At 61.4% G+C, this 26,234-nt stretch carries 28 protein-coding genes, 2 tRNA genes and 1 other RNA gene; 17 read left to right on the forward strand and 14 right to left on the reverse strand.

The genetic code is table 11. The features are described 5' to 3' along the window. Positions 1–97: 97 nt before the first annotated feature. Both pepN and ACNAOT_RS12690 read left to right on the forward strand, forming a co-directional pair. Positions 98–2,659, forward strand: a complete 2,562-nt coding sequence (gene pepN / locus ACNAOT_RS12685; protein WP_420178260.1) for an aminopeptidase N — start codon at positions 98–100, stop codon at positions 2,657–2,659. Positions 2,660–2,717: 58 nt separating this feature from the next. After that, the gene (locus ACNAOT_RS12690) at positions 2,718–3,197 is read left to right on the forward strand and encodes an OsmC family protein (RefSeq protein ID WP_091467995.1); all 480 of its coding nucleotides are present in this window, start codon (positions 2,718–2,720) and stop codon (positions 3,195–3,197) included. Here the strand turns inward: ACNAOT_RS12690 and ACNAOT_RS12695 are convergent. Continuing rightward, complete coding sequence (locus tag ACNAOT_RS12695; protein WP_420178261.1) at positions 3,194–4,186, reverse strand: NAD-dependent epimerase/dehydratase family protein; 993 nt, start codon at positions 4,184–4,186, stop codon at positions 3,194–3,196. The genes ACNAOT_RS12690 and ACNAOT_RS12695 overlap by 4 nt on opposite strands. An 87-nt stretch (positions 4,187–4,273) precedes the next feature. Here ACNAOT_RS12695 and ACNAOT_RS12700 point away from each other — a divergent pair, with 87 nt between their 5' ends. Further along, entirely contained in the window at positions 4,274–4,972 is a 699-nt protein-coding gene (locus ACNAOT_RS12700; RefSeq protein ID WP_017200600.1) for a mechanosensitive ion channel family protein, read from the forward strand. Further along, positions 4,965–5,447 carry a globin gene (locus ACNAOT_RS12705; protein WP_017200601.1) on the forward strand — a complete coding sequence of 161 codons (483 nt, stop codon included), beginning with the start codon at positions 4,965–4,967 and terminating at the stop codon, positions 5,445–5,447. Before ACNAOT_RS12700 ends, ACNAOT_RS12705 begins: the two co-directional genes overlap by 8 nt. Before the next feature lie 3 nt (positions 5,448–5,450). On the opposite strand, the gene ACNAOT_RS12710 is transcribed toward ACNAOT_RS12705, so the two are convergent. Then, complete coding sequence (locus ACNAOT_RS12710) at positions 5,451–6,122, reverse strand: hypothetical protein (RefSeq protein ID WP_178994848.1); 672 nt, start codon at positions 6,120–6,122, stop codon at positions 5,451–5,453. 63 nt (positions 6,123–6,185) lie between these two features. Between ACNAOT_RS12710 and ACNAOT_RS12715 the strand changes: the two genes are divergently transcribed. Next, positions 6,186–7,091: an acyl-CoA thioesterase gene (locus ACNAOT_RS12715; RefSeq protein WP_420178262.1), complete on the forward strand. Its 906-nt coding sequence runs from the start codon at positions 6,186–6,188 to the stop codon at positions 7,089–7,091. Positions 7,092–7,155: 64 nt separating this feature from the next. Here ACNAOT_RS12715 and ettA read toward each other — a convergent pair whose 3' ends face one another. Beyond that, on the reverse strand, positions 7,156–8,838 hold the full coding sequence (gene ettA / locus ACNAOT_RS12720; RefSeq protein WP_420178263.1) for an energy-dependent translational throttle protein EttA: 1,683 nt from the start codon (positions 8,836–8,838) through the stop codon (positions 7,156–7,158). A gap of 56 nt (positions 8,839–8,894) precedes the next feature. Next, on the reverse strand, positions 8,895–9,386 hold the full coding sequence (locus tag ACNAOT_RS12725) for a DUF6993 domain-containing protein (protein WP_420178264.1): 492 nt from the start codon (positions 9,384–9,386) through the stop codon (positions 8,895–8,897). Positions 9,387–9,539: 153 nt separating this feature from the next. Between ACNAOT_RS12725 and ACNAOT_RS12730 the strand changes: the two genes are divergently transcribed. Next, positions 9,540–9,770, forward strand: a complete 231-nt coding sequence (locus tag ACNAOT_RS12730; protein WP_420181164.1) for an SRPBCC domain-containing protein — start codon at positions 9,540–9,542, stop codon at positions 9,768–9,770. Between the two features lie 71 nt (positions 9,771–9,841). Here ACNAOT_RS12730 and ACNAOT_RS12735 read toward each other — a convergent pair. Then, positions 9,842–9,914, reverse strand: a tRNA-Arg gene (locus ACNAOT_RS12735). Between the two features lie 207 nt (positions 9,915–10,121). Between ACNAOT_RS12735 and ACNAOT_RS12740 the strand changes: the two genes are divergently transcribed. Continuing rightward, positions 10,122–10,676 (forward strand): single-stranded DNA-binding protein, encoded by a 555-nt coding sequence (locus ACNAOT_RS12740; protein ID WP_420178265.1) that lies wholly within the window; start codon positions 10,122–10,124, stop codon positions 10,674–10,676. Between the two features lie 63 nt (positions 10,677–10,739). Next, a complete protein-coding gene (locus tag ACNAOT_RS12745; RefSeq protein WP_420178266.1) occupies positions 10,740–11,345 on the forward strand; it encodes a GNAT family N-acetyltransferase in 606 nt (201 codons plus the stop codon). A gap of 14 nt (positions 11,346–11,359) precedes the next feature. Here the strand turns inward: ACNAOT_RS12745 and map are convergent, their stop codons facing one another. Continuing rightward, entirely contained in the window at positions 11,360–12,127 is a 768-nt protein-coding gene (map, locus tag ACNAOT_RS12750; protein ID WP_420178267.1) for a type I methionyl aminopeptidase, read from the reverse strand. 202 nt (positions 12,128–12,329) lie between these two features. Here map and ACNAOT_RS12755 point away from each other — a divergent pair, with 202 nt between their 5' ends. Then, the gene (locus ACNAOT_RS12755; RefSeq protein ID WP_420178268.1) at positions 12,330–13,016 is read left to right on the forward strand and encodes a DNA alkylation repair protein; all 687 of its coding nucleotides are present in this window, start codon (positions 12,330–12,332) and stop codon (positions 13,014–13,016) included. A gap of 34 nt (positions 13,017–13,050) precedes the next feature. On the opposite strand, the gene mptB is transcribed toward ACNAOT_RS12755, so the two are convergent. Then, entirely contained in the window at positions 13,051–14,607 is a 1,557-nt protein-coding gene (gene mptB / locus ACNAOT_RS12760; protein WP_091469565.1) for a polyprenol phosphomannose-dependent alpha 1,6 mannosyltransferase MptB, read from the reverse strand. Positions 14,608–14,796: 189 nt separating this feature from the next. Between mptB and orn the strand changes: the two genes are divergently transcribed. From orn to ACNAOT_RS12780, 4 genes are all read left to right on the forward strand, one after another. Beyond that, a complete protein-coding gene (gene orn / locus ACNAOT_RS12765) occupies positions 14,797–15,390 on the forward strand; it encodes an oligoribonuclease (protein WP_218652545.1) in 594 nt (197 codons plus the stop codon). Positions 15,391–15,522: 132 nt separating this feature from the next. After that, positions 15,523–15,598, forward strand: a tRNA-His gene (locus ACNAOT_RS12770). 127 nt (positions 15,599–15,725) lie between these two features. Further along, entirely contained in the window at positions 15,726–16,298 is a 573-nt protein-coding gene (gene def / locus ACNAOT_RS12775) for a peptide deformylase (RefSeq protein WP_178994857.1), read from the forward strand. A 3-nt stretch (positions 16,299–16,301) separates the two neighbouring features. Continuing rightward, positions 16,302–17,114, forward strand: coding sequence for an acyltransferase domain-containing protein (locus tag ACNAOT_RS12780; protein ID WP_420178269.1), 813 nt, complete (start codon positions 16,302–16,304; stop codon positions 17,112–17,114). Here the strand turns inward: ACNAOT_RS12780 and ACNAOT_RS12785 are convergent. The 4 genes from ACNAOT_RS12785 to rnpB all read right to left on the reverse strand — a co-directional run bounded on the left by ACNAOT_RS12785 (position 17,099) and on the right by rnpB (position 20,448). After that, positions 17,099–17,899: an HNH endonuclease family protein gene (locus ACNAOT_RS12785; protein ID WP_420178270.1), complete on the reverse strand. Its 801-nt coding sequence runs from the start codon at positions 17,897–17,899 to the stop codon at positions 17,099–17,101. The two genes, ACNAOT_RS12780 and ACNAOT_RS12785, sit on opposite strands and share 16 nt — an antisense overlap. A gap of 123 nt (positions 17,900–18,022) precedes the next feature. Next, entirely contained in the window at positions 18,023–18,232 is a 210-nt protein-coding gene (locus tag ACNAOT_RS12790; RefSeq protein WP_091469568.1) for a hypothetical protein, read from the reverse strand. A gap of 73 nt (positions 18,233–18,305) precedes the next feature. Further along, on the reverse strand, positions 18,306–19,757 hold the full coding sequence (locus tag ACNAOT_RS12795; protein WP_218649360.1) for a glyceraldehyde-3-phosphate dehydrogenase: 1,452 nt from the start codon (positions 19,755–19,757) through the stop codon (positions 18,306–18,308). A gap of 299 nt (positions 19,758–20,056) precedes the next feature. Next, positions 20,057–20,448: RNase P RNA component class A (rnpB, locus tag ACNAOT_RS12800), an RNA gene on the reverse strand. A 57-nt stretch (positions 20,449–20,505) separates the two neighbouring features. Between rnpB and ACNAOT_RS12805 the strand changes: the two genes are divergently transcribed. Continuing rightward, on the forward strand, positions 20,506–21,270 hold the full coding sequence (locus tag ACNAOT_RS12805) for a YaaA family protein (protein WP_420178271.1): 765 nt from the start codon (positions 20,506–20,508) through the stop codon (positions 21,268–21,270). Positions 21,271–21,300: 30 nt separating this feature from the next. Here ACNAOT_RS12805 and ACNAOT_RS12810 read toward each other — a convergent pair whose 3' ends face one another. Beyond that, positions 21,301–22,038, reverse strand: a complete 738-nt coding sequence (locus ACNAOT_RS12810; RefSeq protein ID WP_091468033.1) for a zinc ribbon domain-containing protein — start codon at positions 22,036–22,038, stop codon at positions 21,301–21,303. 89 nt (positions 22,039–22,127) lie between these two features. Next, the gene (locus tag ACNAOT_RS12815) at positions 22,128–23,039 is read right to left on the reverse strand and encodes a Nif3-like dinuclear metal center hexameric protein (RefSeq protein ID WP_091468036.1); all 912 of its coding nucleotides are present in this window, start codon (positions 23,037–23,039) and stop codon (positions 22,128–22,130) included. A gap of 124 nt (positions 23,040–23,163) precedes the next feature. Between ACNAOT_RS12815 and msrA the strand changes: the two genes are divergently transcribed. The 3 genes from msrA to epsC all read left to right on the forward strand — a co-directional run bounded on the left by msrA (position 23,164) and on the right by epsC (position 25,316). After that, entirely contained in the window at positions 23,164–23,688 is a 525-nt protein-coding gene (msrA, locus tag ACNAOT_RS12820) for a peptide-methionine (S)-S-oxide reductase MsrA (protein WP_011775087.1), read from the forward strand. Positions 23,689–23,754: 66 nt separating this feature from the next. After that, complete coding sequence (cysK, locus tag ACNAOT_RS12825; protein WP_017200618.1) at positions 23,755–24,690, forward strand: cysteine synthase A; 936 nt, start codon at positions 23,755–23,757, stop codon at positions 24,688–24,690. A 41-nt stretch (positions 24,691–24,731) separates the two neighbouring features. Continuing rightward, positions 24,732–25,316, forward strand: a complete 585-nt coding sequence (epsC, locus tag ACNAOT_RS12830) for a serine O-acetyltransferase EpsC (protein WP_091468037.1) — start codon at positions 24,732–24,734, stop codon at positions 25,314–25,316. Here the strand turns inward: epsC and ACNAOT_RS12835 are convergent. Further along, positions 25,313–26,152: an oxidoreductase gene (locus ACNAOT_RS12835; RefSeq protein WP_420178272.1), complete on the reverse strand. Its 840-nt coding sequence runs from the start codon at positions 26,150–26,152 to the stop codon at positions 25,313–25,315. The genes epsC and ACNAOT_RS12835 overlap by 4 nt on opposite strands. Between the last annotated feature and the right edge of the window lie 82 nt (positions 26,153–26,234).

Below are 26,234 nucleotides of genomic sequence, written 5' to 3' on the forward strand. Positions count from 1 at the left end.
GCCCGCTCCTTGCCTTCACGGCGTGGAGTGAAAGAATGACTTCACACCAGCGACCGGCCATGACGGGCCGGCCATCCCAAATCTCCGGAGGCACCACTTGCCAGGCCTGAATCTTACGCGCGATGAAGCCGCCACGCGCGCCGAACTACTCAACGTCGAGTCGTACAACGTCACCCTGGACCTGACCCAGGGAGCAGAGACCTTCGGCTCCACCACTGTTGTGAAGTTTTCCGCGGAGCCCGGATCGTCCACGTTCATCGATGCCATCACCGCAGCGGTCCACAGCGTGACGCTCAACGGCACCGAGCTGAACCCCGCTGAGGCCTCTGACGGCGTCCGCATCCAGCTCCCGGATCTGTCAGCGGACAACGAACTCGTGGTGGTGGCAGACGCTCCCTACATGAACACCGGTGAGGGACTCCACAGATTCGTTGACCCTGTTGATGGTGAGGTTTACCTCTACACGCAGTTCGAAGTTCCTGACTCCAGGCGCATGTTCGCCGTCTTTGAACAGCCCGACCTGAAAGCCAGCTTCACGTTTACCGTCACTGCTCCTTCGCATTGGGACGTGATCTCCAACTCCCCCACGCCGGTTCCCGTTGAAGCCCCTGGCGCCGATGACGGCACCGCACGTTCGGTGTGGAAATTTGCCCCCACGCCCCGACTGTCTTCCTATGTCACCGCCTTGATCGCCGGACCGTACCAGTCGGTCCGCTCCGAGGTCACCAGCTCAGATGGCCGCGTCATCCCGCTGGGAGTATTTGCCCGCAAGTCACTCATGCAGTACCTCGACGCGGACAACATCTTTGAACTGACCCGCCAAGGCTTCGAGTTCTTCGAGGCACAATTCGGGTTCCCGTACCCGTTCGAGAAGTACGACCAGCTCTTCGTCCCGGAGTTCAATGCCGGAGCCATGGAGAATGCCGGTGCCGTGACCATCCTGGAGGGCTACGTTTTCCGTGGAAAGGTCACGGGTGCACAGATTGAGCGGCGCGCCATCACGGTCCTGCACGAGCTGGCGCACATGTGGTTCGGGGACCTGGTAACCATGCGTTGGTGGAACGACCTCTGGCTCAACGAATCCTTTGCCGAATACATGTCTCACCTGGCCGCCGTAGAGAACACCGAATTTGACCGGGCCTGGACCACGTTCGCCTCCGTGGAAAAGTCCTGGGCCTACAAGCAGGACCAGTTGCCCACCACGCATCCGATCTTCGCCGAGATCAACAACCTCGAAGACGTCGAGGTGAACTTCGACGGCATCACCTACGCCAAGGGCGCCTCTGTCCTACGACAGTTGGTGGCTTGGGTGGGACCTGAACAGTTCATGGCAGGCGTCCGCACGTACTTCGCCAAGCACGCTTGGAAAAACACCGAGCTCGCGGACCTCATGGTGGAGCTCGAAGCTGCGTCCGGCCGCGACCTGGACGCGTGGGGCAAGCTCTGGCTCGAAACTGCAGGTGTGAACACCCTCGCCCCGGAGCTGACCGTTGCCGCGGACGGCAACATTACCGATTTCGCGATCCTGCAGACCGCGATCGACGAACAGCCCACGCTCCGCCCGCACCGCCTGGCCGTTGGCTTCTACTCGCTTTCGGGCGAAGGCAAGCTGGAGCGGACCCACCGCGAGGAACTCGACGTCGATGGCCCCCGTACCGACGTACCTGCCTTGGTTGGCAAAGCCCGGCCGGACCTGATCCTTTTGAACGACGATGACCTCGCGTATGCCAAGGTCCGCCTCGATGAGCACTCCCTTGCCACCGCCAAAGCCCACCTGAAGGACTTCGCCACCAGCCTGCCCCGCACATTGGTGTGGGGTTCGGCCTGGGACGCCGCCCGCGACGGCGAAACCCCGGCCCGCGGCTACGTAGAACTGATCCTGGCGAACATCGCCTCGGAAACAGATTCCTCCGTGATCCTGGTCCAGCTGCGCCAGCTCGCCACCACCTTGACCTATTTCGTGGCCGCCGATCACAAGCTTGACTCAACGACCGCGGCTGCGGACAAGTTGTGGGAGCTCGCATCGGCAGCTGTCGCAGGTTCGGATGCCCAGCTGCAGTTCGCCAAGTCGTATGCCCAGCTGGCCCGCAGTGGCGGACAGTTCGACCGTCTTCAGGCCCTTTTGGACGGTACGGAGACCCTCGAAGGACTCAGCATCGACCAAGACATGCGTTGGGAACTGCTGACGGCCCTTGTTGCCGGCGGCCGGCAGGGCCAAGCCCGGATCGACGAGGAGCTTTCCCGGGACAACACTTCCAACGGCCAAAATGCAGCAGCCCAGGCGACAGCAGCCATCCCCACGCCGGAGGCCAAGGCAGCAGCCTGGGACTCGATCGTGGTCAAAGGAGAACTCTCCAACGCCTTGCAAGCCTCAGCCGTGGCTGGCTTCATGCGAGTCGTGGACACTGGCTTGTTGGAACCTTTCGCGGAGAAGTACTTCGAGGCCGTACCTGGAATCGTTGAGGACCGAACGCACGCCCTGGCCCAGCAGATTGTGGTGGGTCTCTACCCGGCACAGCTCACCACGCAGGCCACAGTGGATCGCACGGACCAGTTCCTGGCCGGTCTTCCGGAGGAGAGCGCAGCACTGCGCCGCATGATGCTGGAAAACCGGGACAGCGTAGCCCGGGCACTGCGCGCACGGGCAGCAGACGTCTAAGCCCGCAGAATCGTGAGGCCCGTGCGGACGGTAGTGGCCCCAAGGCTAAACTGTCCGCATGGGCCTCCACGAACACCATTACGCACTGACCGTCCGCTGGACCGGAAACCTCGGCGAAGGCACGGCCAGCTACCGGGGATATTCAAGGGATCACGACGTCGAAATCAGTGGCTTGCCCACCTTGAAGGGCTCAGCAGATCCGACGTTCCACGGCGACCGGACACGCTACAACCCGGAACAGTTGTTACTTGCGGCCCTCTCGCAATGCCACATGTTGTCCTTCCTGCACGTGGCCGTCAAACACGGAGTGGTAGTGACCGGCTACGAGGACAACGCCGAAGGCCTCATGAAGCTCAACCGGGACGGCAGCGGGCAGTTCGAAAGCGTCACCCTGAAGCCTCACGTCATCATTGCCGATCCCGCCCACGAAAGCTTGGTCCCGCAGCTTCACCACGAAGCCAACCAGGTCTGCTTCATCGCCCGCAGCGTCAACTTCCCGGTACTCCACGAACCGATCACGACGGCGGCAGCAGCCTAACGCTGTTCGAGCTGCCAGAGTGCCACCAGCCTTTGTTCCGTTTCACGGCTCAGGCCGGCTTTTCGTTCCCTGTCCAGGCCTCGCGCCCGTTCATCCTCGAGCGTGGCCGCCAGGGTTTCCTGCCACGGCCGCAGGACCATTCCGCGCTCACGTGCCGCCCGGTTGCTCCGCGCCTGAAAGCCGTCATGGCCTGACGGGAGCCACAGAGGCAGGGAATCCGGGCCGGACCAGTACTCGACACCGTGCTGCACGAGCCAATCCACGTCAGGCACGACGACGTCCGGGGTTCCAACCGCCCGCTGCGACTCGGCGATGTAGTCCTCGAACCGCACTACCTCTCCCAACGCGTTGTAAATTCCCGTCAGCCCTTCCTCCGCGGACTGCAGGATCCACGCCGCGAGGTCCCGGACATCAATGATCTGGGTGGCGTCGTCCGGGATGTCCGGGACCAGTACCGTGTCAGTGTTCGCAGCGAATCGGGCAGGCCAATAACCGTATCTGTCGGTGCCGTCTCCGGGTCCGCCAATGAGTCCCGCCCGGACGATATGCGCCTTTTCCCCCACAGCGGCAAGCGTCATTTGCTCGATCGCCGACTTGGACTCCCCATACGTTTCCGGGGTCCCTGCCTGGCCTTCAGGCAAGGGCTCCAAGAGGGCCGCATTCTCATCCGCGTCAGGCATTGAGTGGTCCGCGTACACGGAGCAACTTGAAACAAAGGTCCAATGAGCGGCAGAAGGGCCCAGCACGTCCAGTGCCACACGCGCCTGTACCGGATCCCGGGAGACATCCACCACTTCGTCCCAGCGTCCGCCGATCTCCGCGAAGGCCGTTGCACCCGCCGCGCGGTCGCTCCTGACCCAAGTGACGCCGTCGGGCGGGCTTGTTGAACTGCCGCGCGCCAAACAGGTGACCTCATGCCCGGCTTCAACAGCCTGCCGGGCGATTTCTGCTGACAAGAAGGCGGTACCGCCCAAGACCAGGATGCGCATACCGTCACGCTACGGCGCTAGGGTTGTAGGTGGACAGAGTGTTCCGCGCCCGGCGAACACGGGCCGACGACAAGGAGCTATTCCACCTTGACCTCCATCCCCCTGGCGGAAACCATCAACATCGAACCCGAAAAAATCGACCTCATGTCGATCCTCATCACAGTGGGCGTAGGCCTGGCTGTGTGGATCGTGGCGCGGTTCATCATCCTGCGCATTACGCGACGAGTCTCGGCGGGCAGTTCTTTCTTCAAGAAGCCACACTTCAAGTGGGTGCAACCCGCAATCCGTGCATTGGACCATGAACGACGCTCCCAGCGCGCCGAGACCATCGGCTCGTTGCTGACAAGCCTTGTAAGCGTTGTGGTGGTGGTGATCGTGATCATCTACGTCCTCAAATACATGAACGTGGACGTCGCACCGCTCCTGACCAGCGTGGGCATCCTCGGTGTTGCCATCGGTTTCGGCGCCCAGCAGTTGATCCGCGACTTCCTCGCGGGAATCTTCATCACCATTGAGGACCAATACGGAATCGGCGACGTGATCGTTACCAGCGAAGTCATTGGTACCGTTGAATCGGTGGGCCTGCGCATTACCCGGGTCCGCGCTGAAGACGGCGCCATCTGGTACCTTCGCAACGGCGAAATCCTCCGCGTGGGCAACCGTTCGCAGGGCGACTACGTACCGCTGGAGACACCTGACACCAGCGACGAACCAGGCGCTGCAGCTGCGCCCGTCACAGCAGGCGCACCGCGCGTCACCAAAGCCGAGGAGAAGTCCAATGAGTAACACTGCAGGTGGGCAACCGCCAGCACCGCAGGCGGGCCCCCGACGCCAGCTGATGCAGAACGACCCGTTCAGCCAGCCCGCCTACACGGACAGCTTCTACGCGGCAGTCGGCGGCCATGAGACGTTCGTCAAGCTCATCGACGTCTTTTACGACGGCGTAGCCACGGACCCGTTGCTTCGACCCATGTACCCCGAAGAGGACCTCGAACCGGCAAAGCGCCGCTTCCTCATGTTCCTGGAGCAATACTGGGGCGGTCCAACCACCTATGGCGAAGAACGCGGCCACCCACGGTTGCGCATGCGCCATATGCCGTTCCGGGTGACCCCCGAAGCCAAGGACCGCTGGTTGTTTCATATGCGCACGGCCGTGGACTCTTTGGAGCTCTCGCCGTTGCATGAGGGCACGCTGTGGGACTACATGGAGCGCGCAGCGCTGACCATGGTCAATAGCCCTTCGGCCGGCCCTGAGGCCTAGGTCCTAGAAACCGAGCCCCAGGCCTGCTCCGGTCCGGACCAGCACATGGCCGCGAGGGCCGCTCAGGCGGAACCAGCGGCCATTGCGGAAGACCTTCTGCTCAGACCCGCCCAGGAAACCCAAAGCGAAAGCGGCGAAAGCCGCACCTGCCGGCAACCCGTCCAGACCGGGTAGTTCCCGGCCCCACACTGCGGCCCTGGCTGTGTTGACCACTGCGGCACCCGCCAAAGCGGGAATGACGCCCGCCACCTCCGCAATGCCGGCCTCCGCCGCAGACTTGAGGTCGGCGTCGGGAACAGTTCCTTGGGCTTCCCAGCCGGTCCGCGGCGCGCCAACGCCCGCCCAGGATTCAGAAACTGTCGACGGCGGGATGGGCAGTTCCACATCCTCGGCCCCTGAGCGGGCCAGCCGGTCCATAACGGACGCGAGCGTCACCGTCACGTCGGCTTGCGCAGGCTCTGCCAGGGCCATGGTTCGCAGGCCAAGAATTGTAGGGGTTGATTCGCCCAGGATGCGGGGCCTCAGCACACACACGTAGGCAGCCAGGACATTGCCCGTGGCCTGAAGGCGGATAGCGCCGTCGTCGATGCTCTTTGCCCGCGTAACGAAGGTTCGCAGGTCAGCGAGGTCGCGGGGATCGGCGAAGCGGAAGGACTGGGTCAAGACGTCTGTCACATCATCGACTCTACCGGCATGTCCCCGGTTGAGAGGGGTTGGGGTGCCGTCTAAAGTCGAACCATGACTGACACGAACGCTGGCCTCGAGGTGGACGCACCCGTAGAAGACCCCATGGAAGTGCTGATTGGCCTGCTGGATCTTGGTGACTTTGACGGAGCCCGCACCAACGAGGACATTTTCCTGGGGCCGTCCCAAAAGCAACCCAGGCACCGCGTTTTTGGTGGCCAGGTGCTGGCGCAGTCCATGATGGCCGGCATGAGGACCGTTGAGCCGGACAGGGTGGCGCACTCCATGCACGGATACTTTCTCCGTCCGGGTGATGCCAACAAACCCATCACCTTCGGTGTTGAGAGGCTGCGGGATGGCCGGTCCTTCTCGGCCCGCCGCGTACATGCCTACCAGGACGGCGTACCGATTCTCTCAATGATCGCTTCCTTCCAGGTGGAAGACAGCGGCCTGGACCATCAGGCACAGATGCCCGAGGGCATCCCTGATCCGGAAACCCTGCCCAGCACCGCCGAGCTGTTGTCCCACTACGATCACCCCATGGCACGGCACATGTCTTCAGAGCGGCCCTTCGACGTCCGCCACATCGACCCCGCGCTCTATGTGTCCCCACCCACCGATCATGTAGCTACTAATGCTGTCTGGATGAAGACCATGGGCCCCCTTCCCGATGACCCCAACCTTCACCGGGCCGCCTTGGCGTACGCGAGCGACTACACGCTGCTGGAACCCATCCTCCGAAAGCACGGCCTGGCCTGGATGACGCCGGGCATGAGCGTTGCCAGCCTCGATCACGCCATGTGGTGGCACCGTCCCGTGCGGGTGGACGAGTGGATGCTGTATGTGCAGGAATCCCCCAGTGCCCAGGGTGCCAGGGGACTCGCCACGGGACGCATCTTCAACCGGGATGGGCAGCATGTTGCCACGGTGGCCCAAGAAGGCATGGTCCGGATTCCGTAGCCTTGCCTTAAAGCCAAGAGGCCGATCCCTGCTGGGACCGGCCTCTTGTGTTTGCGGCTTACTACTAGTCGCGGGTCAGGCGGCGGTGGGTCACCCGGTGCGGCTTTGCGGCATCGGGGCCGAGGCGCTCCACCTTGTTCTCCTCGTAGGAGTCGAAGTTGCCCTCGAACCAGTACCACTTGGAGGGGTTCTCGTCGTCACCTTCATAGGCGAGGATGTGGGTCGCAACCCGGTCCAGGAACCAACGGTCGTGCGATACCACTACGGCGCAGCCCGGGAACTCGAGAAGGGCGTTCTCAAGGCTGCTCAGGGTTTCGACGTCGAGGTCGTTAGTAGGTTCGTCAAGGAGCAGGAGGTTGCCACCCTGCTTGAGCGTCAGGGCCAGGTTCAGGCGGTTGCGCTCACCACCGGAGAGGACACCCGCCTTTTTCTGCTGGTCCGGTCCCTTGAAACCAAACGCCGAAACGTAGGCACGCGAAGGCATTTCAACCTGGCCGACCTGGATGAAGTCATGGCCTTCGGAGACAACTTCCCACAGGGACTTGTTGGGATCGATGCCGCCACGGGACTGGTCCACGTAGGAGATCTTCACGGACTCGCCGATTTTGAGCTCACCATCGTCCAAAGGCTCCATACCGACGATCGTCTTGAACAGCGTGGACTTACCCACACCGTTGGGTCCAATGACGCCGACGATGCCGTTGCGGGGCAGCGAGAAGGAAAGGTCTTCGATCAGCACCCGATCGTCGAAGCCCTTCTTCAGGTTCTTGGCCTCGATGACCAAAGAACCCAGGCGCGGTCCAGGCGGAATCTGGATCTCTTCGAAGTCCAGCTTGCGGGTGCGCTCGGCCTCGGCAGCCATTTCCTCGTAGCGGGCCAGACGGGCCTTGGACTTGGTCTGGCGGCCCTTGGCGTTGGAGCGCACCCACTCAAGTTCCTCGGTAAGGCGCTTGGAAAGCTTCGCGTCTTTCTTGCCCTGGACCTCCAGGCGGGCTTTCTTCTTCTCCAGGTAGGTGGAGTAGTTGCCCTCATACGGATAGAGGTGGCCGCGGTCGACTTCTGCGATCCATTCAGCCACGTGGTCAAGGAAGTAACGGTCGTGGGTCACGGCAAGGACAGCGCCGGGGTACTGAGCCAGGTGCTGCTCAAGCCAAAGTACGCTCTCGGCGTCCAAGTGGTTGGTGGGCTCGTCAAGGAGCAGGAGGTCGGGCTTCTGCAGGAGAAGCTTGCACAGTGCTACGCGGCGGCGCTCACCACCGGAGAGGACTGTGACATCGGAATCAGCCGGCGGGCAGCGCAGTGCGTCCATGGCCTGCTCGAGCTGGGAATCGATGTCCCAGGCATCAGCAGCATCAATGGCTTCCTGAAGCTTGCCCATCTCGTCCAGGAGCGTCTCGTAGTCCGCATCCGGGTTGGCCATTTCTTCGGAGATCTCGTTGAAGCGCTGGATCTTGCCGTAGATCTCGCCAACACCCTCCTGGACATTGCCCAGGACGGTCTTTTCCTCGTTCAGCGGCGGTTCCTGCAGGAGGATGCCCACGGTGTAGCCGGGGCTCAGGCGGGCCTCGCCGTTTGACGGGGTGTCCAGTCCGGCCATGATCTTCAGGATGGTGGACTTACCAGCACCGTTCGGTCCCACGACGCCGATCTTCGCGCCAGGGATGAACGACATGCTGACGTCGTCCAGAATAAGTTTGTCGCCAACGGCCTTGCGAGCCTTGGTCATCGTGTAAATGAATTCCGCCATGCCCTTAAATCTAATGGGTAGGCGTACATAACTCACATTCGAGCCCTGCGGTGGAGCTAGCGGGCGTCTCCCACGAAGCATTTTCCGGTGGCCAGCACCGGCAGCACCGTAACCACTACCCCGCCGTCGCGGATCTGCCCCATGATGCAGCTCTCCCCCGTCAGCGCTGCGGCTTCCATTGCATCCACATCAAGGCCCGTGGGCGTACGGCTCACGGACACCTCTACGTTGGCGTTGGGGATGCCTGCAGCAACCAGGGCCGCACGCAGGGTTTCGCGGTCGGGCTTGGGGTTGCTGGCTACCAGGGTTTTCAGCGTTGACTCCACGGCAGAGGTGGTTGCTGCAACAGCCGGATCAATGGTGGCCGTGGCCACCGGACTCGCGGACGGTGAGGGAGTAACCGCGGGCTGAACGGTGGATGACGGGGGCGTTGCCGTGCAAGCGGTGATCGTCAATGCCGCCACGACCATCAGCGACAACCCGGCTACGCGGACTTTCGATGCGTCTGCTGCCCTGCCATATGCCTGTGCGGTTCGCCTGCTTATCACCTAGCCATTCTGCCATCCACAAACGAGTGCGCCATTCACCTGCGAGCGCCATTCACAGGGCGTGCTGACGGGCGTAGCGTTTTCCCAGTTAGGGTTTAGCGCTTCCAAGTTACGTTTCAGGGCAGAACGAAGCGGTACCAGGACAGAGGCACCATCCTTGTTTTCGATCCTCCGAAGTTGCTGAAGACCACTCATTACAGTCCATCCTCGGGGCTCCCTGACGTTCCCGAGAACCACCACACTGTGGAATACAACGTGACTGACGAATCTGACGGAACAAGAGTGACCATCATTCAGGGCAACAATTCGAGTGTGGAGGCAGTGGAGCAGTCCACCGCGACTTGGGAGTTGGTGCTCCGAAACATCAAGGAATTTCTCGAGTAAGGGCGCTAACGAGTGAGTGCCTTTTAACGCGGACATCCCCCTTGGACGCTGTTCCAAGGGGGATGTTTCGGTGCCCCAGGAGGGAATCGAACCCCCGACCGGCGGATTAGAAGGCCGCTGCTCTATCCCCTGAGCTACTGGGGCGCACTCGCGCCAAGACCACATGGGCCGCTGGCGCCACAAAGAGTTTACAGTGCGATCAGCCAACTGCTTGCCATCCCATGCAAGGTGCCTCTGCTCCTCCACAGCCGCCGTTATCCACATAGGCGCATGAGGCACTGCCCTCCCTGACTTCCCTGGATGAAGCTGAAGGAGCCGGACAGGCACTTCACCAAACCGAGAAGGACCACCATGAATGACATGATCACCGTTCGGGGCTTCGTGGCCTCGGAGGTCAAGAGCTCCACCACAACACGGGGCACGTCCACGGCATCGTTCCGCCTGGGCACCACGGAACGCCGCTACGACCGCGCCACCAACACCTGGGTGGACGGGAACACCAATTGGTACACGGTTCAGTCATTCCGCTACCTCGCCGGACACGTTGGATGCAGCGTGAAAAAGGGACAGCGCGTCCTCGTCGTTGGGAAGCTCCGGTTGCGGCAATGGGAACATGAGGGCCGTGTCTACCACGTAGCCGAAATCGACGCCGAATCAGTGGGACATGACCTAATGTGGGGCTCTGCCAACTTCACCCGAATGACCGGCGCCTCAGCCCCTGCCGATGCAGCACCTGCTGTTGAGGCACCCGGCACCCCTGACCGCAGCAATGACTGGGACTCGGACGACCACGAACAAGTTCCACCGGAAGAAGAGTCCATCGTGAGGGACGTTGACGGTCCTGATGGCACCGGTCCCCTACTGGTCAACACCACAACAGGCGAACTGGTGGGTGCCGGCGTGTGATCGTTGCACCACGCTTCCGGCGTCCACGGGACCAGCAACGCGGGCCCGGCCTATTGTGGGTCCATGGAACACGGCCATCCTGCTTCGAAGATCGAGACAGCTCCTGCCACCTGGGCGGCTGTTGAGGAATTGTTCGGAACCAAGGGCGAACCCTCCCGGTGCTGGTGCCGGTGGTTCGCCCTTACCGGCAATGATTGGGCCGGAACATCGCCCGGAGACCGCAGGGAATTGTTGAAGTCATCGTTCCAAACAGGTCCTGCGCCCGGCGTACTGGCGTTCCGGGATGGACGTCCGGTCGGCTGGTGCGCAGTGGAACCACGAGCCAAGTATCCGCGCCTGAAACGCTCCCAGGTCCTCAGAGAGGCAGGTCTCCGGTCGGAGGAAGGCCTCGATCTTTGGGCCGTCAGTTGCTTTGTTGTAGCACCGAACCACAGGCGCACCGGAGTGTCGTTCGCTCTGCTTTCTGCCGCGATGGATCACGCTTTCAACAACGGTGCGAACGTCATCGAGGCCTATCCGGTGGATACGGATCAAAGGACCAAAGTGACGGCCTCGGACCTCTTCCACGGCACGCTTTCTCTTTTCAAGGCTGCCGGCTTCAGTTCCGTGTCCGAATCAGTTCCCGGCCGGCCGGTGGTACGCCTCAAAAAGCGTGGTGCGGCTCGATAAGGAGGCCCGGCAAACTACGGCAAAGTGAGGATCATCGGCCCGTCAGCCGTGACGGCCACAGTGTGTTCGCTATGGGCGGCGCGTCGCCCGTTTGCCGAACGAAGAGTCCATTCGTCCTCGTCGTGGTAGTAGTCGTCCTTGCCGCCCAGGATCAACATGGGCTCAATGGCAATGACCAGGCCTTCTTCGAGCTTCATGCCCCGGCCAGGTCGTCCCAGGTTAGGGACAGGAGGTTCGGCGTGCATTGTCCGTCCTATGCCATGCCCTCCATGATCAGCCAACAGCCCATATCCGGCACGTTTCGCCTCGCCACCAATCGCATAGGCAAGGTCACCCATCTTGTTTCCTATGCGGGCAGCGTCGATACCGCGGGCAAGTGCGGCTTCCGTTGCTTTCACCAATTCATGATCCGCCGGGTCTCCGTCCCCTACGACGAAGCTGACGGCGGCATCACCGCACCAGCCTTCCACGAAGGCACCACAATCGACGCTGAGCAGATCGCCGTCCTCCAGGACGTATCCATTGGGGATCCCGTGCACCACGGCGTCGTTGACGCTGGTACAAATGACGCCGGGGAACGGCACAGCCGCCCAGCGTGGGTGGTAATCCAGGAAGGCAGGTTTTGCGCCGGCATCGGAGATTACGGCGGCAGCGACGTCGTCGAGTTCCTTAAGCGAAACACCCACTTCAGCTTGCTCCCGGACTGCGGACAGTGCATTGGCCACTACGCGCCCGGCCTCGCGCATCATCGCGATTTGGTCCGGTGATTTCAGCATTGACATCAAGGTTCCTTCGTTGTGGCCGATGTGAAGTTGGTTGTTGCTGGCGGGAGTTCGTTGTTGCCGATATGAGTTCGGGAGCCGATGGCCGCGAAAAGGAACAGCGGGCCGAATATGCCCACTCTACGGTGGCCGAACAGCGGGGACCACAGTTATCGCGCAGCGGCTCACACCCCGTCGTCCGTCACCGACCTAGAGTTATGGCATGAGCCCCAATGTCCTCGTGGAGTCGATTCGATCAACGCTCCGATCAGCCGCTGATGCCGAACGCGGCGCCGGAGCCCAGGCTTACTTGAAGTCCGACATGCCTTCTTGGGGTGTCCGGGTTCCCGAGGTTCGCAGGATAGCGAAGGTTGCAGTAAAGCAGTTCCCGGTGACCTCGCCAGCTGAGCTGCAAAAAGCCGTTCTTGAGCTGTGGCGCAACGCGGAGGCCCGCGAAGAGCGATACGCAGCCATCGACCTGACAGGCCTGCGAATGGTCAAAGAAGACCTGCAGATGCTCCCCATATATGAGGAAATTATCCGGACGGGTGCATGGTGGGACCTCGTCGATGGGGTCTCACATCGGATCTGCGCGCTTCTTCTTGCGCACCGGCCCACGATGACGCCGGTACTGCTGCAGTGGTCCACTGACCACGACATGTGGATTCGCCGGGCGGCGATCACCGCACAGCTAGGGGCCAAGTCAGAGACTGATACCGGCCTCCTGTCAGCGGTCATCTCCGCGAACCTCGCCGACAATGAATTCTTCATCCGCAAGGCCATCGGGTGGGCGCTCCGTGAGTACAGCAAAACAGATCCAGCATGGGTCAAGGCGTTCGCTGCCAACAACTCAGCCGCGTTGAGTCCGCTGTCCACCCGCGAGGCATTGCGGCTGTTGCCGTCCGACTGACGCGGAACGCAGCAGGCCGGATAGGGCCGGGACTTCAGATAATCGGACGCAGTCCGGATTCGTCCCGCACCCGGAACAAGCTCTTGGTCTTCGGATCCATGAAAATCAGGTAAATGGCGAAGAACAACGCAATAACAGCCGCCCCGATCCGGGCCAGCAACAGTGCCAAGCCCAGGTCTTCACTCTGAAGGTACGGGAAGACGTCCAACTGGTCGGAGATGGCGTAGACCATGAAGAATGACACAACGAAGTACAGTGCCTTGACCTGCCAGTCGTTGCGGATGCCGGTCACGGCAAACAGGGGGATCAACCACACCACGTACCAGGATTGGATCATTGGTGCCAGCAGGACAATGGCAGCAAATGCCAACGTAAGCCGCCGCATGAGCCGGTCGTAGTCTCCCCGGAAGATCATCCAGGCAACAGCAGCAACCATGAGGACCTTGCCGGCGTCATAAACCACCTTGGCCATGACCTGGCCGTCCAATCCCAAAACGCTGGAAATCGATCCGACAGCCAACCCGATAAGACCAACGGGCGCATACCAGATTGCTACGCTCCCGGGCGCCGACAAGCCGTTGATCCATCCGAACCCGAAGCCGTTGACCAGGCTGAGTGCATAGAGGAGCCCGAAGCTCAGAGCCGCTGTCAGGAACCAGTAGAGGAATCTGCGCGGCCATGAGGCATGCTTGCCGGCCCACAGAAGTCCAATGAAAGGAAGGAATACCACCGTGATCGGTTTGACTGAGATGGAGAGCGTGACCAGCACCAGTCCGCGAATGACGCGGTGGGTTGCGCAGTAGTACAGGCCTGCCAGTGCCAGCCCGATCATCAAGGCGTCGTTATGGACGCTGGCAATGAAGTTAGTGAGAAAGAGCGGATTGGCAGCTGTCAGCCATAGTGCCCTGTGGGGATTTACACCGTGGAGTTCGGCCAGCTTCGGCACATAGATGATGCAGAGAACCACACCCACTGCAGCGACGAGGCGGAAGAGCATGATGCTTGCTTCCGGTTGGACGTTGGTCACCCACACCACAAACTGTTCAATCCAAAGAAACAGCTGTCCGTACGGTACCGGCGCCTCTGTCCATTGCTTGTCAGCTCCCAACTGGAAGTAGTTGGGCAGCGCCGATATGCCGTTCTCATAAGGATTGATGCCCTCCACCATCAACCGGCCTTGGCCGATATACGCGTAAACGTCCCTGCTGAAGAGGGGAACAGTGAACATCATGGGCAGACCCCAGGCCACCACCGCCTGCAGCGTGGCTTTTCGGGCTTCCATTCCCCAGACCCGGACCCGCTGGCCCAGACGAAGCCAGGCGCGGACGAGCAGCATGCCGCCGATGGCCAGTAAAACAATGGAAAGTCCGACGCCCACACCTTCGGTGCGCATCCAGATGAAAAGCGGGAGTCGGCGAAGTTCCGAGACCGGAGCAAGCCAGCCAACCCCCAGTGAGCCAAACACCATGAACATGGAACCAACGAAGCCGGCGATCAGCGGCGAACGTGCGTTATCTACCTCGCCGGCAACGGCGTCAGCCGACGGCGTCGCTGTCCCTGCCAACTGGGCGGCGGGTACTGGCACCGTCATGTAGTCGTCATCCAATCGTTCACCCGCTGTGTTCGGGTCAAAATTCTGCGTCATGGGGGCTTTCGGCAACAGGAAGAAACGACACTGCCGCGCTCAAAAATCGTACCATCGGAGCACTTGTAAGCCACTGAGGGATAGGCTTGGCGCGTGCCTATTACTAATGAACGCATCGTCTGGATCGACTGCGAAATGACCGGCCTGGACCTCACGAACGACGCCTTGATCGAGGTTGCAGCGTTGGTGACGGATTCCGAGCTCAACATTCTGGGGGACGGCGTTGACGTCGTCATCAAGCCGGATGACGCAGCGCTGGAACAAATGAATGACTTCGTGCGGGACATGCACACCCGCTCCAAGCTCCTGGACGAGCTCCCCCACGGGAAGACCATGGCAGAGGCAGAAGCACAGGTCCTTGAATACATTGAGAAGTGGGTCCCGGATCCCCGCAAAGCTCCCCTGGGTGGAAACTCTGTGGGAACAGACCGTATGTTCCTTGCCAGGGACATGCCCAACATCGTAGAGCACCTCCATTACCGCGTGATCGATGTCAGCACCATCAAAGAGCTCTCACGCCGTTGGTTCCCGCGCGCGTACTTCCAGTCCCCGGCCAAGCATGGCGGTCACCGCGCCCTGGGCGACATCAAGGACTCCATCGACGAGCTCCGCTACTACCGCCAGGCTGTCTTTGTGCCGGCGCCGGGACCGGACACGGCAACGGCACAGCGCATTTCCAAGGACATCATGGCTACCGCAGAGACCTTGGGGTCCAGCGAAAAAGTGTGATCTGCACCATTTTTTGAGGTTTTTTCGCCAAAACCGGCAAAAGTGGACTTTGCACCCCAAAACAGCAGGTAAGCTATTTGTCGTTGCCTTGAAGGAAAGCCGGTCAAAGGGTTCAGTCCAAAAAGGCACATGGTGGGCTTAGCTCAGTTGGCAGAGCGCCTGGTTGTGGTCCAGGAGGTCGCGGGTTCAACCCCCGTAGCTCACCCCACCGAGATTGGCTCCAGAGCCGGTTTCCACAAAGGCCGCACCGGTTATCCGGTGCGGCTTTTGCTTTTAACCCAAAAGCGGACCAAGGCCGCTTCCGGACCGCAGCGCTAGACGAAGGAAAAACTGAGATGACCGTCCTGCCAGTCACCATTTGGGGCGAACCTGTATTGCACCGCCGGGCAAGTGAAGTCGAGGTTTTCGACGACGAACTCCGCGCCTTGATCGCGGACATGTTCGAGACTAATGACGCTGCCAACGGCGTAGGGCTGGCCGCGCCCCAGATCGGCGTGGGCAAACGCCTTTTTGTCTACAAGTACGCCAACGATGACGACGTCCCCGAACAGGGTGTCGTAGTCAACCCCGTCCTGACGCTGTCCAAGGTCTCCGGCGCACTTCCGGATCCCGATGAACACGTTGAGGGCTGCTTGTCCTTCCCCGGCGAGTACTACCCGCTACAGCGCGCTGAATGGACACGGGTTCAGGGCTTTGACGGCGACGGCAAACCCCTGGATTTCGAAGCGACAGGCTGGTTCGCCAGAATCCTGCAGCACGAGTTCGACCATTTGGACGGCAAGCTTTACGTCAATCGTCTCGTGGACCGGTACTCGAAGAAGGCCCTCAAGCAAGCAAAGAAAAACGGCTGGGGTGTGCCGGGCCTGACCTGGATGCCTGGCGTCGACCCAGATCCGTTCGGGCACTAAGCCATGGCCGCCAGCCCTCACGCAGAGCTTTTTGAGCTCTTGGACATCACCGGCGAAGACGCCACAGGATGTGCGCACCTTCTGGGGACGCCCCCGGACGAGCCTGTTCTGACGGCAATGAAGACCATGCAGGAACGGCTTGGGACCTTTCCAGTAGACAGCATTCGGGCCGACGGCGCTGTGGAGACGGTGTGGATCGAAGCACTCCTCCGCTTCGCGCCCTCAGTTCACGCCTACCATCTGGAGCTGGGAATCAGTCCCGCTGTCTCGGCCGCATCCTTGGCAGACATGGGCTTGCAGCTTCGTATCAACAGGCGGGTCCATGGCCGTTTTGGCCTGGATACCTGGAGTTGGCTGACGTTGCACATGGCCGGCAATTTGTTCCGGCTTGGCCGACTGCAGTTTCATTTGGTTCCGGCCGATGGTCGGGGCTCAGGCTGGGTTCTTGGCGTCCATATACCCGAAGATGGAGGCCTCTCCCCTGCGCTGGTGGATGCCAGTTTTGCGGAGGCGGGATCCTTCTTCCCCCGGTATTTTCCTGACAAGCCTGCGCGCAAAGCCACGTGTGATTCATGGATGTTGGACCCGTATCTCGTCGAGCGCCTGCCGGACAGCAACATCGCGTCGTTTGCCGGACGTTTCACGCTCGACCGCTGCACTGATGCTCCTACGGATGCCATCTACTTCACTTTCAGGCAGCGGGGACTCCATGACTTGGATAAGCTCCCGCGGGAAACCTCTCTCCAGCGTGTGGTCCTGGAGCGGATCGACGACGGCGGCATCTGGCAACTGGGGCACGGTCACCTGGCATTGTAGATGGTTTGCTGTTCCGGGCACGAGGACAAAACCCGCTTCATGGCGTCCTTTTCAGCCTGCGTAATCCAGAGCTTATAGGCCGCTTTCACGGAGACCTGCCGGGCGACGTAGTGGCAGCGAAAATTCTTGTTAGCCGGCAGCCACGTGGCCGCGTCACCTGCGCCCTTCTTAACATTGGCGGGACCGTCGGCGGCGATCAGGTTCAGCGGATCGTTCGCGAATATTTGCCGCTGCTGCACAGTGAGTTGCTGGGCGCCCTTTTGCCAGGCGTCGGCGAGGGCCACCACGTGATCGATTTGAACTGCGGCACTGGTGTCCTGGCCCCTCCGGAAAGTCACCTGCGACCCCGTGTATGGTTCGTGAAAGCTACCACCGGCAACCTTGCACGAGGAGCCTTCCGTGAATTCGACCGCCGAGAGGTCCCGCCGGAGAATGTCGTTTCTGGTGTCGCATCCATTGCGGTCAGCGTCCGCCCAGGCTTGCCCGAATGCGGCCCTATCGTAGTCCGATTTGGCCGCGCGCCCTTTTACCGGGAGTCGCTCCAAGGCGTCGCTCGCCTTTTCCGGGGCAACGGGCACCCCACCGCGAAGGGGTTTCATCCAGCCGGGATTGTAGACGGGCGCTTCACTAGGGCCGGCGGCCCATGGTTCAGCGGCCGTGAATTGTCCTGTGGTGAAATACCATGAAAGCCCTGCCACCACGGTTGCGGCGGCCAGTCCCAGAATGGCCCACGCCTGACGTGACCGTCGCCGCGCGCGTTTGTAGGCAGACCAAGTGATACTCAAGGGACTCCATCCAGTGGGGAAACAGCAATGTCCTACGAGCGTAGGACAAGGCCCCGACAGTCAGAGTCGTTATCCACAGTGTGCAGGAGATGTCACACTTCGGAGATGGGATGCTTCAGTGGGTTATTGCTCACGCATTACGCGCTGCAGGTCCTCTGTTGCCAGCGCGAGGAGGCCTCGCAGTTGCTCCACGCGCTGATCCGGAACATCGCCGGAAGCGTTGGCTGCGATAGCTTGATCCAGAAGTTTTTGGGCCTGTTTGTGGTTGGCCTTTGCGACGTCCAGGGCGTGCTCCAGAGTGGTCTCATGTTCCAACGTTGATTCGTTTTCCATGAACCCATTTTGGTCAGGTTTCCCGGCTGATACCAGTGACTCAGCCGGGAAACCCGTGAATACTTCGGCGTGCTTAGGCTCCAGCGCCTTCAAGCACTGCGATGGGAGCAACCACGTCGCGTGCCGGGAACGACGGCGGGTTCACGCCGGCCATTTCTTCCATGACACGGACTACCTGGCAGGAGTAGCCGAACTCGTTGTCGTACCAGACGTACAGAACGAGGTTCTTGTCGTTGGAAATCGTTGCGAGGCCATCAACAATGCCCGCGCGGCGTGAGCCAACGAAGTCAGTGGAGACAACATCGGGAGAGTCGATGTAGTCGATCTGCTTGCGAAGATCGGAGTGCAGGGACATCTCACGGAGGAAGTCGTTGACTTCGTCGCGGGTGGTTCCCTTTTCAAGGTTGAGGTTCAGGATGGCCATGGAAACATCCGGAGTAGGAACGCGGATGGCATTGCCCGTGAGCTTGCCCTGCAGTTCCGGAAGTGCCTTGGCTACGGCCTTGGCGGCACCAGTCTCCGTGATGACCATGTTCAGGGCCGCGGAACGGCCGCGGCGATCGCCCTTGTGGAAGTTGTCGATCAGGTTCTGGTCATTTGTGAAGGAGTGCACAGTCTCAACGTGGCCGTGGATGATGCCGAACTTGTCGTTGATGGCTTTCAGCACCGGCGTAATGGCGTTGGTAGTGCAGGATGCCGCGGTGACGATCTTGTCATCATCGGAGATGTCCCGGTGGTTGATGCCGTGGACGATGTTCTTCAGCTCACCCTTGCCCGGTGCAGTGAGCAGCACACGGGAAGCACCCTTGCTCTGCAGGTGCTGGGAGAGACCCTCGGCGTCGCGCCAGCGGCCCGTGTTGTCCACCACCAGGGCGTCCTTGATACCGAAGGCCGTGTAGTCCACAGTGGCCGGGTTGTCCGAGTAGATGACTTGGATTTGCACGCCGTTGGCGGTGATGGTGTTGGCTTCCTCGTCCACGCGGATGGTGCCTTCGAAGGAACCGTGTACCGAGTCACGACGCAGCAGGCTGGCGCGCTTCACAAGATCGTTCTCGGCGCCCTTGCGCACTACGATCGCGCGGAGTCGCAGGCCGTGCCCGCCACCGGCCTTCTCAATGAGGATGCGGGCCAGGAGGCGGCCAATGCGGCCAAAGCCGTAAAGAACGACGTCGGTGCTGGTGCGGTCGTCTGCGCCACGCTTTCCCACGATTTCGGCGAGCTCGGCACGCAGGTACTCATCCAGCGAGGCGCCGTTGCCTTCGGCCCGGAACTTCTCTGTCAAACGTGCGATATCAATGGCGGCTGCGCCGAGTTCCAGCTCGGACAGGGCGTTCAGCAGCGGTGCGGTCTCTTCGAGCAGCAGCTCGTGGTTGCTCATCCGGCGCGCAAAGCGGTGGGCCTTCAGGATGTTCATGGTGGACTTGTTGATCAGGCTCCGGCCGTGGATGCTCGTGACCACGTTGTTTTCCCGGTACAACCGGCCGATCACCGGAATCATGGCCTCGGCGAGAGCCTCCCGGCCCATCCACTTATCAAGACAAGAATCTGACGTCTGGCTCACAGAACTACCTTCCTTGGGTCAACCACATACGTCTTCGTATGCAGATGGCAGCGGCCGCCCGGAGTAGTCCTGCGGCTCATGCGCCGGCGGGCTTCGGTCCACCCACAGCGCCTTGAACGAGAGCAAAGAAAATCCGCCGGCTGCGAACGCAGTCCCGGCGGCAGAACATCTACGTTCAGTAACCATTCTAGGGCGGAAGGAAGCGGTGAAGGCCGCCCCGCGGCGTGAAATCACTCACACGGCGGAAATTCGGGAGTAATAAATGGATGGGTCGACCGATACGCCGGGTTCTGTCATCCCCTGCCGTTACCGGAAAGGGAGTGGCGGCCATCCATCTACGAACGCCGTTGCCGACGCCCTCCAGCAGCCTACCCGGACACTCGGGCGAGCAGCCCTCAAGCGTGTCCTGTCTGGCCTTGCTCCGGGTGGGGTTTACCTAGCCTCCCCGGTCACCCAGGGAGCTGGTGGTCTCTTACACCACCGTTTCACCCTTACCTGCTGCGCTGCGATGCAAACATCACGACGCGCAAGCGGTCTCTTCTCTGTGGCACTGGCCTGCGGGTTACCCCGAGTGGGCGTTACCCACCACCCTGCTCTACGGAGCCCGGACGTTCCTCGAGCCACTTTCGTGACGCGCGACCGCCTGGTCGACCCATCCGCCGTCCAGTCTACCGGCGTTGGGACCACCCAAAGACCCCGGTAATATCGACGGGTGCTGATTCTGCTGCCGCCTTCCGAAGGCAAGACCCCCGCTGCCAACGGTCCCTCCATCAACTGGGAATCGCTCAGCTTCCCTGAGCTGAACCCGCACCGGGCAAAAGTACTCGAAGCGTTGGGCACGGTGAGCGCGCACGAGGATGCCCTTGCGCTGTTGGGGGTCGGCGCCTCGCTGCGGGACGACGTCGAACGTAATACGCGGCTGCACGCCGAACCGGCCGCTCCCGCACATCAGGTCTATTCAGGGGTTCTGTATGACGCCCTTGGCTACAACAGCATGACCCCGACGCAGCGCCGGAAGGCGAACGAATCCATCCTGGTGGTTTCCGCACTGTGGGGAGCCATCGGCTTTGGCGACCATGTGCCCGCCTACCGGTTGTCCATGGGAACTGCACTGCCCGACGTCGGACGCCTCGCCTCCTACTGGAAGCCGCAGCTTAACGCCGCCCTCGCCTCACGTGCCGAAGGTGAGCTCCTGGTCGATTGCCGCTCCAGCACCTACGCCGCGGCCTGGGCTCCCCCGGCGACGCAGACAGTCAATGTCAACGTCTTCAACGAGGCGAACGGCAAGCGCACGGTTGTCAGCCACTTCGCCAAACACACCCGCGGGGAACTTGCGCGACACTTGCTGACCCGGCGTGGCAAGGCGCCGGCAACCCCGGATCAGCTCCTGAAGGCCGCACGGGAAATCTGGAGAACAGAACTTGTTGAGGGAACGGCCCGAAAGCCGCACGCGCTTAACATCATCCTGTCCAACTGACTGCTCCTGCCCAGCTGAGGTTGGGCTACGTCAGTTCCACTCCGCCGAACGGACCAGGATGACACCTGAGTCCGGGCAAAAAACAATGTCGTCCTCTGCGGCTGCTTTGACTTCGGCAAGGTCGCCGGGGCTGAGCATCATGCCGGAGCCTTCGGATTTACCGTGGAACAGCCGGGCTGCACCGACTCCCCGCTTGGTAATGGTCTTTTCGTAGATGGCAAGCACTCCCGCGTCCAGTGATTCCGCGAAAGCGGCACGTTGCCCGCGGACCACGGTTTCTTCAGCGGCAATCTCTGCAATAGCCTCGTCCAGCTCAGCCCGGATGCTGCCGAACGAGCCCTGGATGTCGTCCACGATCGCTTGCTGGGCAGCCTGACGCTCCCGCAACGTATCCAGGCGCTCCAGGATTTCGAGCTCCACGTCTTCCAGGTCCGAACGGCGCTTATTGAGTGAGGCAATGTCGCTCTGCAGCGCCACCAGGTCCTTGGACAGGCCGGTGCCGCTGTTGAGCCGGGTCTCGTCGCGTTCAATGCGGGTGGCTACCTGCTCAACGTCGGCTTCCGCACGGCGAAGTTCGGCCTCGGCGTCGTGGACGGCAACCTTGGCAGCGCCAAGTTCGCCGTTGGCCACGTTCAACGCATCCGTGAGGTCCGTGATGCGTGGATCTGTTTCCAGAACCTTCCGTCGGCCGGCAAGCGACCTGAGCTTGGCATCGAGCCCCTGCAGTTCAAGCAATTTCAATTGTTCTGCCGGTGCTGCTTTCGCCACGCTTACCTCCGCTAATCGCCACCGGTCCTGGGGATCAGGTCCGGCCGGACCGCCACTATCTGTCAGGGCTGCCCGTATCTTTCTAGACTCTAGTCCCCGCCGGGAGTGAGTATGAAGTCCCATGGGTCGCTGTTGGTGCCGCTGACGCGGATCTCGACGTCGTAGCCCTGGTCTGCGAGCACGTTACCCAGCGCTTCGGCGGCTGCAGGCAGCCACAGCCACTCACTGGCAAAGTGCGAAACATCGATCAGGTAGGGCCTGCCGTTTGTGGCACCTTCGCGGGCCTCCGATGCCGGGTGGTGACGCATGTCTGCCGTGACGTACACATCCGCATGGCTGGCCCGAACGGCGTCGAACAGGCTGTCCCCGGCTCCACCGCAAACTGCGACACGCCGGACCAGGCCGTCTTTATCGCCAGCCACCCGGACTCCCCCGGCGACAGCGGGCAGCATCTCAAAGACGCGCGCTGCGAAATCACCGAGCGTCTCAAGTTCAGGGAGGTCCCCCACCCTGCCGATGCCCTCCTCCGGAAGGCCGTTGCTAGCAGCAGTCAGCGGAGTGACATTCTCCAATCCGAAAGCGTCGGCCAGGACATCGGAAACCCCGCCCACTGCTGAATCACCATTGGTGTGCACGGTCAAAAGGCCCGTACCGGCCTCTATCAACCGGTGGACAGCGAGGCCCTTTGCGGACGTGGCTGCCACAGAGTTCACCCCTTTGAGAAGCAGGGGGTGGTGGGTGATGAGCAGTTCGGCTCCCCACTCCACGGCCTCATCGATCACGGCCAGCGTGGGATCCACAGCAAAGAGGATTTTGGTGACGGGGGCGTTGGGTCGGCCGACAACAAGGCCCACCTCATCCCAGTCTTCAGCCAGGGACTCCGGCCAGAGTTCCTCGACAGCCAGCAACACCTGACCGAGCGTAGGATCACCGCTGGCGTCAACTGTTTCGTCTTCTTCGACGGAATCCGCATCAGAAATGTCGGTGTTTACTGCTTCCATGCTCTTATTCTTCCCTACTGGGCCCGATCGGGCGGTTGCCGCACCGGCAGCACCTCCCTGGTGCCGTAATTCTCCCGTAAGGTGAAGCGGGAATCATCAGGCCCTCCGATCCATTGAAGAGAACATGAAAACTTTCGTACTTGGCGGCGGCTGCTTCTGGTGCCTTGATGCCGTATACCAGAAGACCCGCGGCGTCAGCTCGGTTGTATCCGGTTACACCGGCGGCCACGTCCGCAATCCCGATTACTACGAAGTGTGCTCCGGTACTACGGGCCATGCAGAAGTTGTCGCGGTGACATTCGATGAAACCGTGGTTCCGGAGGAAGTCATCCTGGACATGTTCTTCGCCCTGCACGACCCCACCACGCTGAACCGTCAGGGCTATGACGTGGGAACCCAGTACCGGTCCTCGATGTTCTACACAACGACGGAAGAGAAGGTGCTGTTCGAGGAAGCCATCGAGCGCGCCCAGGCCCTATGGTCCGATCCGATTGTGACCGAGGTCAGCCGTCTTCCCGAGTTCCATGAGGCCGAGGAAGTCCACCAGAATTACTATGCGAAGTTCCCGTATCAGGGGTACTGCCAGGTGATCATTAACCCGAAATTGGCTAAGGCCCGGAAATATTACTCTGCGTGGCTTACTGCTTAGCAGGGTTTCGATCCTGCTGGTTAGGCTGACCTCAGCAATCCCTCTTCAGAGATAGGCGTAATTTTCATGGCAAGGATCTACGACGACGTCACGCAGCTTGTCGGCCGCACCCCGCTGGTCCGTCTGAACCGGCTGACCGAAGGCCTCGACGCCACCGTTGCAGTCAAGCTTGAGTTCTACAACCCGGCCAACAGCGTCAAGGACCGTATCGGCGTGGCCATCATTGATGCCGCCGAGAAGTCCGGCGCCCTGAAGCCCGGTGGAACCATCGTCGAAGGTACCTCCGGCAACACCGGCATCGCACTGGCCCTGGTGGGTGCAGCCCGCGGTTACAAGGTCATCCTGACCATGCCTGAGACCATGTCCACTGAGCGCCGGGTCATGCTGCGTGCGTACGGTGCGGAAATTGTCCTGACGCCCGGTTCCGAGGGCATGCGTGGCGCCGTCGAGAAGGCACAGGAAATCGTCGCCAACACGGAGAACTCCATCTGGGCTCAGCAGTTCGCCAACGAGGCCAACCCGGCGATCCACCGCACCACGACCGCCGAGGAAGTCTGGGAAGACACCGATGGCGAAGTAGACATTTTTGTTGCTGGCGTAGGCACCGGCGGCACCATCACAGGTGTTGGCCAGGTCCTCAAGGAGCGCAAGCCCGGCGTGCAGATTGTCGCTATCGAGCCCAAGGACTCCGCGATCCTCAACGGTGGAGCGCCCGGTCCGCACAAGATCCAGGGAATCGGCGCCAACTTTGTTCCGGAAATCCTGGACACCAACGTTTACGACGAAGTCCTGGACGCGACTCTGGAGGACTCGGTCCGCGTAGCCCGTGAACTCGGCGCTCGTGAAGGTATCCTCGGCGGCATTTCCTCCGGCGCCATCGTATGGGGTGCACTGGAACTGGCCAAGCGTCCCGAGAACGCCGGCAAGCTGATCGTCGCCGTCGTGTGTGACTTTGGAGAGCGTTACATCTCCACGGTGCTGTTCGACGACATCCGCGGCTAACACTTCGCCCGCACGCCTTCATTTCCTGTAGAAAGGTCTTTGTGAGCTTCTTCGCAAGGCTTAAGGAAGACCTCGATGCCGCCCGGTCCCACGACCCGGCGGCTCGAGGCTCTTTTGAGAACTTTTTCGCATACTCCGGCCTGCACGCCATTTGGGCCCACCGTGTGACGCACCGGCTGTGGCAGAATCCGGCGCTCCGTTTTCCCGCGCGCCTGATCTCCCAGCTGGCCAGGTTCCTTACCGGAATCGAAATCCATCCCGGTGCCACCATCGGCCGCCGATTCTTCATCGACCACGGCATGGGGGTGGTGATCGGTGAGACCGCAGAGATCGGCGAGGACGTGATGATTTATCATGGAGTAACGCTCGGCGGACGTTCGCTGGCCAAGGTCAAGCGGCACCCCACCATCGGTGACGGCGTGACCATCGGCGCAGGCGCAAAGGTCCTTGGGCCCATCACCATCGGTGCCGGCAGCGCAATCGGCGCCAATGCCGTGGTGGTCAAGGACGCGCCAGCGGAATCCATCATCACAGGCATTCCGGCCACATGGCGACACCGCGATGCACGGTCGGAAACCAAACCCGCTGTGGATCCGGCGGAGTACTACATCGAATACCGGATCTAGCCGGCGAGCCTTCTGTAAAAATTCCAGAAGACAGCGTCGAAGGCGCGGTCCGGAAGAACCCTTCGCAATGCCAGGACGCTCCAGGCTCCCCTGCCCACCGGGTAGCGGGTCCTGGGGCGTTTTGCCGTTGCGGCCCGTACTATCGTTTTCGCCACAACCCGCGCCGGGGTCGACAACACATGACCGGTTCCGGATGTTGATGCCAGTGCGGCAGCCACTATGTGGGCCTGCTCGCTGTAGGGCCCTCCGCCGGAGGCAGCCAACAGGCCCTCGCCCGCGATGGTGCCCCATTCACTGTCCGTTCCCGACGGTTCAATAATGACGACGTCGATGCCGTGCGGCCCCAGCTCCAGGCGCAGAGAATCACTCATTCCCTCAACGGCAAATTTGGTGCCGTGGTACCACGCTCCCAGGGGCTCATGGATCTTGCCGCCAATCGACGCCACATTGATGATCCTGCCTGAACGCGAGCGGCGCATCCCGGGTATGACGAGTTGGGTCATCCTCGCCAGGCCCATGACGTTGACCTCGAACTGGCGCCTGCCCTCAGCTAGTGGAACTTCCTCGAGTGAGCCGTAGGAGCCGTAGCCGGCGTTGTTGACGAGCAGGTCGATTCGCCCATGTGCCGCTTCAACCAGGCCAACAGCAGACGCCATCGATTCCTCCGAAGTGACGTCCAAGGACAGCACCGTGATGCCATGCTGCTTCAACGGCTCCATCTTGTCCACACGGCGTGCCCCTGCGTAGACGGTGAAACCGGCGGACCTGAGGGCGACGGCAGTTTCGAAACCGATTCCCGTTGAAGCCCCGGTGACAAAAGCGATACGGGGTGCCATGGCTGGTCTCCTTCAGTTGGGTACGGCAAAGGCCGGTCTCCACAGCGTAACTGGGAGGAACCGGCCTTTGACGGGAAGCTGC

Origin of the sequence: Paenarthrobacter sp. TA1.8, from assembly GCF_048595705.1 — a bacterium.
Classification (GTDB): domain Bacteria; phylum Actinomycetota; class Actinomycetes; order Actinomycetales; family Micrococcaceae; genus Arthrobacter; species Arthrobacter nitroguajacolicus.